Annotated in this window: 7 protein-coding genes and 1 pseudogene; all 8 read right to left on the bottom strand. The window is 40.1% G+C overall.

Translation table 11 applies throughout. The features are described from left to right. Positions 1-1223: 1223 nt before the first annotated feature. Positions 1224-3209, bottom strand: coding sequence for a MacB family efflux pump subunit (locus D1093_RS00685; protein ID WP_120099945.1), 1986 nt, complete (start codon positions 3207-3209; stop codon positions 1224-1226). 3 nt (positions 3210-3212) lie between these two features. Then, positions 3213-4436, bottom strand: a complete 1224-nt coding sequence (locus D1093_RS00690) for an efflux RND transporter periplasmic adaptor subunit (RefSeq protein ID WP_120099947.1) — start codon at positions 4434-4436, stop codon at positions 3213-3215. Next, on the bottom strand, positions 4433-5911 hold the full coding sequence (locus D1093_RS00695) for an efflux transporter outer membrane subunit (protein ID WP_120099949.1): 1479 nt from the start codon (positions 5909-5911) through the stop codon (positions 4433-4435). Before D1093_RS00695 ends, D1093_RS00690 begins: the two co-directional genes overlap by 4 nt. Before the next feature lie 68 nt (positions 5912-5979). Continuing rightward, complete coding sequence (locus D1093_RS00700) at positions 5980-6789, bottom strand: exodeoxyribonuclease III (protein ID WP_120099950.1); 810 nt, start codon at positions 6787-6789, stop codon at positions 5980-5982. 33 nt (positions 6790-6822) lie between these two features. Further along, on the bottom strand, positions 6823-7431 hold the full coding sequence (locus D1093_RS00705; protein WP_120099952.1) for a LolA family protein: 609 nt from the start codon (positions 7429-7431) through the stop codon (positions 6823-6825). Positions 7432-7805: 374 nt separating this feature from the next. Beyond that, positions 7806-7937 (bottom strand): hypothetical protein, encoded by a 132-nt coding sequence (locus D1093_RS10425; protein ID WP_280178762.1) that lies wholly within the window; start codon positions 7935-7937, stop codon positions 7806-7808. Between the two features lie 544 nt (positions 7938-8481). Then, positions 8482-8755 (bottom strand): annotated as a pseudogene (locus D1093_RS10095) (hypothetical protein); the annotation flags it as partial. Between the two features lie 684 nt (positions 8756-9439). Continuing rightward, the gene (locus D1093_RS00715) at positions 9440-11881 is read right to left on the bottom strand and encodes an FtsK/SpoIIIE family DNA translocase (RefSeq protein ID WP_120099954.1); all 2442 of its coding nucleotides are present in this window, start codon (positions 11879-11881) and stop codon (positions 9440-9442) included. Positions 11882-12202 lie beyond the last annotated feature (321 nt).

The following is a 12202-nucleotide window of genomic DNA, read 5'->3' on the forward strand; positions in this document are numbered from 1 at the left end:
CCCCAATTTTAAATACCCTCAATTATCGAATCTAGACCAATTCGTCAATGCCTCTTATGTCTCCCCCAAAAGGTTTAAAATCTCTTAATTTTAAGATGTTCTTTCTATCCTTGACGACATGATATGAGAAAACCTCTTTGCCTCCTCCCAAACTATATGATAAATTGATTGCATGTCTCCTCTCTTATGGAAATAAAAGGAAAGTGTGATGATTTTAAAAATATTTTATTGTCTTTTGTAAAAGACACAATAAAGTGGCGCAATAATTTTAGGATTGAGCTTAAAAAAATGAGAGGGGGGAAATGGACACGACATCTGTAAACACACAAGAACCTAGGAAAGAAACGCCCCACACAAAACGACACATTCTAAGAACGATAACGCGTACAATATTCAACATATTAATTTTTTTCATCTTTCTTTTTCTTTTGTTCTTTCGTGGTCCGATTCTTGCTGTATTAAACTTTCTAGCGTTCGGATCAGCTTTCTTGTTACTTTTTTTTATTGTGGGGAGTATACTAGGAGGGCTAGGAGAAACAACATCAGAAAACACAATAATAGTCATTGTTGCGATTGTCTTTTTTTTCGGCAGCTTATCTGCAGCTTGGTTTTACGATACCCTCTTATTCCGTCTCGCTCCTGCTAATTATGAGATTATGCTTTTTCAATAAATGAAAGCCCTTTTCATTCACACATCATTCAAAATGAAAGGCTTGCCACCTCTCAATTTTTTTTGCCTCCCTCCCCAAAATCATGAGATCAAAGCCTCATTTTACGCAGTTGCGTCTTACAATCATCCCCTTACGAAAACACCGATAGCATCCTTGTCGCAGAAAACCAAAATGGCTTGTTTTATCTCAGCCCCCAAAATGAGAAGATGGAGAAGAAAAAAGCGATATCTTAAACAAATAGTCTAAAGAAAGCGAAATTACGCGCATGAAAAAACGGCAAATGTCTCTTATGAAGAGTTTCAAATCTCCATTCTTCTTATGCCAACGGCTGTAAAAATATTGCAGAGCAGTGTATGATGGTTCCAATTTGCTCCTGATCAAACATAAAGAGAGCGGTGAGCTATAAAACTCATGAGTCTCAATGATATTGTTTCCTTAACAAATGAAGTGTTTTCTAGGAGAGAGCAGCAGATAATCAAACTTTTTCCTGATCATATTTTTCTTCAAAAACGCTCCATCATAACAACAAACATGCCTTAGGGTGATGAACACTTAATCACGCGAGAGTGCAACAACAGGATCAAGCCGTGAAGCTTGTCGCGCTGGCGAAAAGCCAAAACATACCCCGATGAGGGTGGAAAAAGTAAGAGATAGAATGATTGAATCCATCGTATAGACGAGGTGAATAGGTGCCTTAAACAGCAAAAACAAACCACCGATAGAAAGCCCAAAGAGGACTCCCAATCCACCACCAATGACACAAACCAAAATTGCTTCAATGAGAAATTGCTGAAGAATATCACTTTGGCGTGCGCCAACAGCCATACGCACCCCAATTTCATTGATCCGTTCAGAAACCGTAACCAACATGATATTCATCACTCCAATCCCCCCTACAATGAGTGAAATTGCAGCAATAGAAGACACTAAAAGCGTTAAAATATGTGTGCTTTCCATGATACGATCACGAAAGAACTGAGAACTTCTAATGAAAAAATCCTCTCCACCATGACGCATAATAAGGAAACGCTTCACCATATTCTCGGCTAAATTTGAATCAATATGATCAGCAATCTTCACAGTAATAGCCCGAACTTGAGTTGTACCAAGAAAACGTGTTTGTAAAGTTGTATAGGGCAAATAAACCTGCAACGTATTTGAAGACCCTCCTCCCATATGTTGTGGATCTACCACACCAATAATGCGCGCAGGAACATTACCCAAATGAACAATTTTCCCTATGGGGCTCCCATGACTATGAGGGAAAAGCACCGAAAGTGCTTCCTTTTCGATAACGAGATCAACCGCCCGCTCATGCACACTTTTTTGATCAAACAGCTGCCCTTGAACCGCTTTAAGTCCCTGTGTTTGAAAATATTGTTCTCCTACCCCAGAAATGACAGCATTGACTTCAACTGCACCAAAACGAACCATAGAACTTGCTGAAATCTGAGGTGTTACACCAGAAATATAGGGTAATTTAGAAAGGGCTTCTGCATCTGCTTCCACCAAACTGGTTATTTTCTCTGCTTGTGGATCAGAGAGGCTTTTTCCAGGCAAAATGGTTAATGTATTAGACCCCAAACTTTTAAAATTATCCAGTATTTTTTCCCGAGTACCATTTCCCAAAGCAACCATGGCAATAATCGCCCCAATACCGATAATCACCCCAAGCATTGTTAAAAAAGTCCGCATCCGGTGTGCATTCATAGCCAATAATGCCATGACAAATGCTTCACGAAAACGTTCAACAAAAGAACGAAAAAACCCCAATGTTTTTGGATCTTTTATATTTTCTTGTTCCTGAAGAGGTTGAACACTCGTTTTTGTTTTTGCACTTTTTGAGAGCTTATCAGCAATAATTTCCCCATCACTGATTTCAATAATACGATCTGCTCTTTTAGCCACCTGCATATCATGCGTTACGATAATAATGGTGCGCCCTTCTTGATGAAGCTCGTCCAAAATACGCAAAACTTCTTGCCCACTCTGTTTATCGAGTGCACCGGTTGGCTCATCGGCAAGAATAACCTCCGCATTATTCATCAGTGCCCGCGCAATAGACACCCGTTGTTGTTGCCCTCCTGAGAGTTGATTGGGACGATGATTAATTCTCTCTCTCATACCTAAACGTGTTAAAAGCTCTTCCGCACGTTTTTTTCTCATATCCGGTGCATAACCTGCATAAATAGCTGGAATTTCAACATTTCCAAGGGCGGTTAATTCATTCAACAAGTGATAGCGCTGAAAAATAAATCCAAAATGATTGCGCCGTAAAGCTGATAATTCATCAGCAGAAAGAGAAGCTGTTTCTTTTCCTGAAATCCAATAACGCCCAGAACTTGGTCGATCAAGACACCCCAAAATATTCATCAGTGTGGACTTTCCAGAGCCAGAAGCCCCCACAATTGCCACCATTTCCCCACGCTTAATGGTCAAATTGATATCCTTTAAGACAGTAACAAATGTCTCACCCGCAGGAAATGTGCGCACAATATTTTCTAAAACGAAAACAGCCTCTGCTTTTTCTGTTTTCATGACTTAATTCTCATCTTCGCTGTGTTCATCAGGAATTTCTGGCATCACACCATCGCGCGAACCAGTAATAACCACATCCCCCTCATCAAGCCCTGAAGCAATCTCTGCCATCACTTTGTTATTAAGCCCTACAGTCACTTGTTTTGCCACTGCTTTATTTTCCCCGACCAACACTGAAACCCATGCTTTTCCTTCTTTTGTTTCATCACGCAAAGCATCACTTGGAACCAGCAAAACATTCTGAGCACGTCCTAAAATAATATGCACCTGAGCAGTCATATAAGTTCGCAAAAAGTTGTCTTTATTATCAACATGCACGATTCCATTATAATAAATTGCCGCCGATGAGAGAGAGCTAGAACCTACGACACCAGGGTTAATGCTCACATCAGCACGAATGGATTCAGGGGCTGGTTCAACTCTTTCTAACGTTCCCTCATAACGACGATCTGCATTACCCAATACCGTAAAATAAAGAGGTTGCCCGGCGCGAACTTTAAGAATATCGGCTTCCGAAATTTGTGCTTTAACGGTCATCTTTGACAAATCACCTAAAATAACAATTGTTGGTGCCGACTGAACAGCATTAACATTTTGACCTTCTTCAACGACTGTTGCCAAAACAGTTCCCGCTGAAGGAGCAGTTATCCGCGTATAACTAAGATTAACCTCTGCACTCTCCACATCAATTTGGGCTTGTACAATCTGTTGACGTAGTTGAGCAATTTGCGCTTCACGTATTTTCACCTGCGTCACGGCATCATCAAAATTAGCTTTTGAAATTGCACGCGTTTCGATCATTTTTTTCTGCCGCGCTAAATTTTTCTGCGCAAGGGCAAGATAAGCTTCTTGTTCCATTAAATTTGCATGATAATGCGCTAAGGCTGCTTTTTTTCTTTTAAGATCATTTTCTTGGTCTGTAGGATCAATTTCTGCCAAGAGATCTCCCTCTTTCACAACACTTCCCGGAAAGACGCGCATGGATACCACCCGCCCTGTAGTACGCGCTCCAACTGCCACCAATCGATAAGGGCGCACAATCCCAGAAGCCAAAACACTTTCTTCAATATCACCACGCTTTACCACAGCTGTCATATAGGTTGGCGTAGATGTTCCAAAAAAAACAGAGCGTAACCACAACAAAATGATAATAATGAAAAGAGAAATAAGCAAGAATGAAAGCTTTTTGCGTTTTGTAATGAAATTTTTGATGAAACTTTTTTTCATTGCCCTACCTTTGTAAGTGAATGGGAAACACCATCAACGACTTCCGGACGTGACACATCAACGACACCATCCCATCCACCACCCAATGCTTTCATCAGAGCAATATATTGGGTAGCTAAAGCAATGCGGCTATCTTTAAGTGCCATTTGCGCAGAATAATAGGAACGATCAGTATTTAATAATTCAAGAAAACTGGTATTGCCATTTTCAAAAAGACTTTGTGAAAGGTGTAAAGAATGCAGAAAAGCTTTATTTGCAATGACAAGCTTTTGTAAACGCTGATGTTCCTTTGTTAATCTCACGAGCGCATTTTCAACATCTTCCAAAGCCCTCAATACAGCAGAGCGATAAGTAATAAAAGCCTGATCACGCTGCGCCCGCGCCATCGCAACAGAGGCAACAATCCGTCCTCCATTAAAGAAGGGGAAACGAAGACCAGGTCCAAAAGACCAACCAATCGTTGAGCTTTTCCATAATTGATCTATGGCTGTTGCTGCTGTTGAAATATTCCCCGTTAATGTAAGTGACGGATAACGTTCTGCCTCACGTTGACCAATGCGCGCTGTTGCTTGTGCATATTGGCGCTCCGCCCGTCGTAAATCGGGACGTGACAACAAAATATCTGCCGGAATTCCTGCTGGTATTGGCCATTGTGGTTGTGGAATTTTCACGTGTTTGGCATTTTTTTGCAAAAGGTCCTTCAAAGCCGTAGGCACATGACCGGTTAAGACGGAAAGGCGATGCATACTCATTTCCAAACTTGCTTCCATCTGAGCGATATCGGCTTCTGTATTAGCCATTTGCGCTTGTGCATTTGAAACGTCGAGCTCAGAAATATCACCCGCTGTTAATTTTGCCTGCATCAATTCATATGTTTTGCGCTGCGTTGCAGCAATTTGCCGCACAATCAATAATTTTTGTTGCCAACCACGCATTTGAACGTAATTTGTTGCTACATCGCCTAACAATACGACCATCGTTGCACGCATATCTTCCACGGTCGCTTCAAGACCATAACGTGCCGCTTCAACGCCTCGCTTATGCCCTCCAAAAAAATCAAGCTCCCAACTTGCATCAAATCCACTACGATACTGGTTCAACGTCTCAGATTGTCCAGAGCCGCTACGCGTTCCTGAAATCGTATTGGACGCACTTGGCAACAAAGATCCCACCACTTGCCCTAAGCTCGCACGTGCTTCACGAACCCGAGCTTTGGCAACCGCAACATCATTATTTCCAGAAATTGCCTCATCCATTAACGCATTTAAAACTGGATCATTTAACTGTCGCCACCACCCTGCAAGGGAAATTGAACGCTGAGATATCTGCGCAGACTGCTGTCCCCACTTGGAGGGAACAGAAAAAAGTGTCTTATGATAATTCGGACCAACCATACAGCCAGACAAAAGAAAACAAAGCAAGATACTAGAAAATAATCCGCGAGAAGCGCCCCTTTTGAGATTTTTGATATGCATCTACTCTCCCGCATTCTTTCAGAATCATTATCTAATATTAATACTTTATTTACCTTGTTATTTCAAAATTAGCGTGAAAAATCAAATACTGTTTGCACAGGAATATGATCGGAAGGATGGTCCCATCCGCGCGCATCACGAAAAGTCGAAAGATCTGCCACAAAAGGCGCTAAATCTGGAGACGACCAAATATGATCAAGCCGGCGCCCATAATCGGTCAACGCCCAATCGCGCGCACGATAACTCCACCATGTATAAAGTTGTGTAGGAACAGGGATATGCAACCGCATAAGATCAACCCATCCGCCCTGACAACACAATTTTTGTAAACGCTCGGTTTCAATGGGTGTATGGCTTACAACCTTCAACAATTTCTGATGAGACCAAACATCCTCTGCTAAAGGAGCAATATTCAAATCGCCCAACAAAAGAGAAGACACATTTTCTTCTTGATCAGCACGAATAGAAGACATTTCTTCTAAAAAATCAAGCTTATGACGAAATTTTTCATTCACCTCAGCATCAGGAATATCGCCTCCAGCGGGGACATAGAAATTATGAATCCGCATCAATTTACCATGGGTTTCCACAATCACTGAAATATAGCGACAATCTTGGTTTTGACAAAAGAAATGCTTGTTCACCTTTTTAAAAGGAAAACGAGAAACAATCGCCACCCCGTTATAAGATTTTTGACCACTCAGTGCGATATACTTATATCCTGCTGCTTCAAAAGCCTCCACTGGAAATAAAGCATCGGGACATTTTGTTTCCTGTAGACACAAAACATCGGCCGGAAAGAGCTTCAAATACTGAAAAACCTGTGCAAGGCGCAAACGAATAGAGTTAATATTCCAAGTCGCAATACGAAAGAGCATCTGCTTCAATCCCAATGACGTGATACTATTGCTTCATTTTTTTGAGGGAAGTGTAAACATTCCCTGAGCGAAACGAACGCCTGCTCGCACATTCATAATCTGCACTGTGGTTTCCAAGTTTTGTTGGTCAACAATTGTCCACTGCCGCAAAGCAAAGTTTTTGGAATCAAACACCATTCTTATTTGCCCAGCTCCAATCGTTTTATCACGCAGAACAATCGTCACAGCCCCTGGATCTTCACGAAATGCCAACAAACGCCCGGATGATACGTCAATTTTATCATCCAACAAAAACTTCATTGGCGTTTGTGAAAGTTGTGAAAAGTTCCAAGTATTTAAAGCCCGATTGTTAATGCCTACAAATTGACCATCTGCAATGATTTGTAAAGGCATTTTCTTATAAATAAAGCGAATTTTCCCTGGACGCTCGAGATAAAATGTTCCTTGAGACATTTTTCCCTTCGGACTAAATTGAATAAAATCACCCGTCATTGTTTTGATTGCCGCAAAGTGGTTGGCAATATTCTGCGCTTTTGCCACCTTCTGAGATACTTGCGAAAAAGCAGGAAAAGTTAAACACCAAAATATAATAATTCCCACCAACCCAAAGACTCTCCTTTGCGATAAAAAAGACGTTTTCATAAAAAATGCTCCCAAACAATATCAAATTGACTTTATCATTATCATTTATAATTAAGTCATCAATGATGAATAAATACCCTGCTTTATAAGATAAAGATATTGTTTGAAAACACTATCAAAAGATTTTTAAAAGTATGCTTATTCGACAAGCGCTAAAACTTTTTCTTAACCCTATGATTTTCTGAACAAACGTTGCCTCCTTCTTTCATCTTTTCAAGCAATGTCGCTACTCAATTATAACCAATACCAAACGGCATTGAATATAAGAAGTTGAAACTTTACCATCACGCAGCAAAACTGTAACAGCTCAACGATAGAAATCATTCGTTGAAGAAAAAGTCAGCAAAAAATCCTTCTCTATTTCTTTCAATCTCTTACGGTATCGTTTCCAAGCCAGAACCATCACACCACTTTGCTAAGCCTAGAATGTTGCGACAAGCTCTTGAGCCATTGAAACTGTTAAAAACAAACATTTTTAGTTCTTTCTTAATCATTTTTATCAACACGGGCTTCTCCCCGCTTGTAACGTGCAAGCGAATAATTTTTGTTGCTGCAATATAAACAGATTTGAAATGAAAGAATCTTACGATATTGAGGTCTCTTATTCAAAATGAGTCATGCGATATTCTTATAAAATCAAGGCATTGTCCAAATAATCAGTCTGCTCTTGAGTTTTCGAAATCACCTCAACTTCTTAACTTTTCTGCTGATTGGCTAAACGCATAATATATTTTCTCCTCCTCCTAATCCGTGAAACAGAATGGATTATCATCAAGACACGAACAGATTAAATCCTAAACATATTGCTTGCAAACTTGAAGACTCCTTTCAATAACTCAATGGCAAAAATGTTTTTTTGACTTACCGTGCACCCATCCAAAAGAATAAAAATTCTCAGCCAATCTCTTCTGTAAACAATTTAAATTTTAGCAAGTTTTACTTGGTGTCCCACCCCATATAATTCACTTAACTAAGGACGCGACAGACTAGCCCTTTCTAAAGGCGTAAAGGTGAAAACCATTTACCATCTTTCCCCTCTCCTTTTAATTAAGCTTTACGGCTTTCAAAAGTATCCAAAGTAATATCTTTGAAATAATGGAGATTGCTTATTGCCTCACGCTTTTGTTTATCGCGTTCTTTCATCGGGTCACACCCCTTCCGTAAAACAGAATGCTATCCAGTTACACACTCACGGTCTTATTTTAAAGACATATCTCTTAAAATACCAAAACCCATCTCAAAACGGTGCCCGTAAATGGTATAAAATCCATTGAGCGCTCCCATCTTTACGTTTGTAAAAAAGTAAGCCGACACCATCACACACTTTGCCAACCTTAGAATGCTACGACACCCCTTAGCACTTGAGAGTGTTCATAAGAGCCATTTTTATTCCTTTCTTATACAAATTTGATCTACACGATCATCCCGCTTGTGACATGCAAGCGAATAGTTTTGATTGTTTCAACATAAACAGGTTTGGAATGAGAGAATCTTACGTTATGGGTGCCTCTCATTCACCATAAAAAAACAGTGAATTATCATTATAAATCAATGTATTGTATAAAATCAGATTAGCACGTCACATAACGCAATTGGTTTTGCCGTAAGATTGAACGACGAAAACAGCAAAAAACTTAAATATCAAGCCTTGCATACCTTCTTTCCCCCCATAATACCATTTTAATAACATATTGATTTATAATGATAAATTATCATTTTTAACTGAAATCATAGCACCGAATACCGTAAGATTCTCTCATCACATACGCTCTCATATTGAATCAATTCAATTTATTTTCTTGCACATTACAAACAAGATTAACGTGTAGGCAAGATTAACGTATAGGTAAGTAGGTAAAATGATATGAAATAAAGAATAGCTCTTGTGAATCGCCTCAAGTAACAAAGGGATATCGCAAAATTGAAAAAGCTTGCGTATGATGATGCGAACTTTCTACGATGAAAGAGAATAAACGCCTGTTTTATAAAATATAATTATAAAGATTTTTCAAAAGCGTTCTTCTTCGGCAGGGACTAAAATTTCTCGTTTTCCTGCATGATTTGCTGGACTAATAATACCTTCTTCTTCCATCCTCTCAATCAATGTTGCAGCACGGTTATACCCAATACCTAACCGGCGTTGAATATAAGAAGTTGAAGCCTTACGATCACGAAGAACAATAGCAACAGCCTGACTATAGGGATCATCCGCTGAAGGAGAAGCTGAAGAAACATCAGCACCATCTTCTTCTACTTCTTGGGTAATTGTTTCCAAATAATCAGGTCGTGCTTGCGCTTTGAGATGTGCAACGACCTGCTCCACTTCATCATCAGCAACAAAAGGTCCATGCACACGCTGAATACGTCCTCCTCCCATCATAAAGAGCATATCTCCTTGTCCCAATAATTGCTCAGCTCCCTGTTCGCCCAGAATTGTTCGGCTATCAATTTTTGAACTGACGGAAAAAGAAATGCGTGTAGGAAAATTGGCTTTGATCGTCCCCGTAATAACATCAACGGAAGGACGCTGTGTCGCCATAATCACATGGATACCGGCAGCCCGTGCCATTTGTGCTAAACGTTGAACCGCACCTTCAATATCTTTACCTGCCACCATCATCAAATCGGCCATTTCATCGATAATGACAACAATATAGGGCATAGGACTAAAATCAAGTGTTTCCGTCTCATAAAGAGGCTCACCCGTCTCATGATCAAAACCCACTTGAATGGTACGCACCATTGTCTCTTCTTGACCTTCTGACTCCTTGAGACGTGCATTAAACCCATCGATATTGCGAACACCAAGTTTTGACATTTTACTGTAGCGTTCTTCCATTTCACGAACAGCCCATTTAAGCGCAGTCACCGCTTTTTTAGGATCTGTCACTACGGGTGTTAACAAATGGGGAATGCCATCATAAACCGAAAGTTCAAGCATTTTCGGATCTACCATAATGAGACGACATTGTTCAGGCGTCATACGATAAAGCAATGATAAAATCATTGTATTAATAGCAACAGACTTTCCCGATCCTGTTGTCCCAGCCACCAAAAGATGCGGCATTTTTGCTAAATCCGCAATAACAGCGTCCCCCCCGATTGTCTTGCCTAAAGCCAGCCCTAATTTGGCTTTACTTTCAACAAATTCCTGGGCTTGCACAATCTCCCTTAAATAAACCATCTCCCGCTTTGCATTGGGTAATTCTATTCCAATCACATTGCGCCCTGGAACCACAGCAACACGCGCAGAAATCGCACGCATTGAGCGCGCAATATCATCTGCTAAACTAATGATACGAGAAGACTTAATACCAGCAGCCGGTTCAAATTCATATAAAGTGACCACAGGTCCAGGACAAGCATCGATAATTTTTCCTTTGACCCCAAAATCCAACAAAACCCCTTCAAGTTCTTGAGCATTTGCTTTTAAAGCAGCAGGAGAAAGTTTTGCATCCCTTACAGATGGTGGTGGAACTGATAGGTAATCTAAAAGTGGAAGAACAAAACCATTCTTTGAAGCAACTGTTAAAGACTTTCGACTTTTAATAGAAGAAGCATGGGCTTTATTTTGATTTTCCTCACACTTTTCTTTTTCACCCAAAAAAGTTGGTTCAATCCGATCAAATGACTTGCCTTGCCTCTTACTTTGAGAATGCCTTTTGAAACAGAAAAAACGAAAAAACCGCGCTTGTAAAAAATAAAAAAGATGTAAAAGACCACCAAAAGTTGTGGTAAAAAAACCATGTTTCTCACGATCATTCTCTACGGCATATTCTGCATCTTCTTCCATCTCAAAAACCGGATCAACGATTTCGGTTTTTGGAATGCTTTTTTCTTCTCTTTTCTTTGTTCGACGCCGCCATATCACATTGCCAGCAAAAGCAGCAATGAAAAAACCTAAAAGGATAAAAACAACACTGAAGAGCCCCCTGTAAAGAGGAGAAAGAAAAAGAGGAAAAATTGAAGACGCAACATTTAAAGCTTTATCTCCTAAAACCCCTCCCAATCCCATAGGTAAAGGCCAATAGGTAAAAGAAGCAATAGGCGTCATAAGGGCAAAAGCCATTAAAAAACAAACTGTTGATACCCCCCACAAAAAAAAGCGCAAAGTCAAATTGTAGATATTCTTTTGTGCCAACAAGAGAAAAGACCAAAATAATGGTGGCAACAAAACAGCAAGACTTGCTAAGCCAAAAAACTGCATCATAGAATCAGAAAAAATTGCCCCCAACCACCCCATAAGGTTTGTAACCTCATTTGTACTCGCATGGGTTAAAGAGGGATCAGCAACATTCCACGTCGCCAAAGCAAACACACAAAAAATAATAAAGCCCAAAAGGCCAAGCCCAATAAACACACCAATCTGCCGTAAAAACATCTCAACAAGCCGAAAACCTTGAGAATCTCGCGCTTCCAATGAATCATAAGGAGAAGAACTTCGGTGCATCCATCAATTCCAAATACAAAGCTTTCACATTTAAAGCGTTATAACTTCCCCCTTCTCCTAAAAAAGGACGAAGCTTACACTCAGCGCCGATCTATCAACAATCATCTGTCAACAATCCAACTTCTTAATCTCGTGTATTCTGCCCTCTTCCCACTTCATGTCATTCATAGACCACCATCTGAAAGGCCAATCCTTACATAAAGCACGAAAACAATCCTACCCTAAAATATTATCACACGAACAACAAAAAAACACCTCATGTGTAAAATTTTACATGGATTATAAAGTTTACCACAAGCCCTATCGCCCTCCTCAACGGAA

The organism is Bartonella kosoyi (genome assembly GCF_003606325.2).
Taxonomy (GTDB): domain Bacteria; phylum Pseudomonadota; class Alphaproteobacteria; order Rhizobiales; family Rhizobiaceae; genus Bartonella; species Bartonella kosoyi.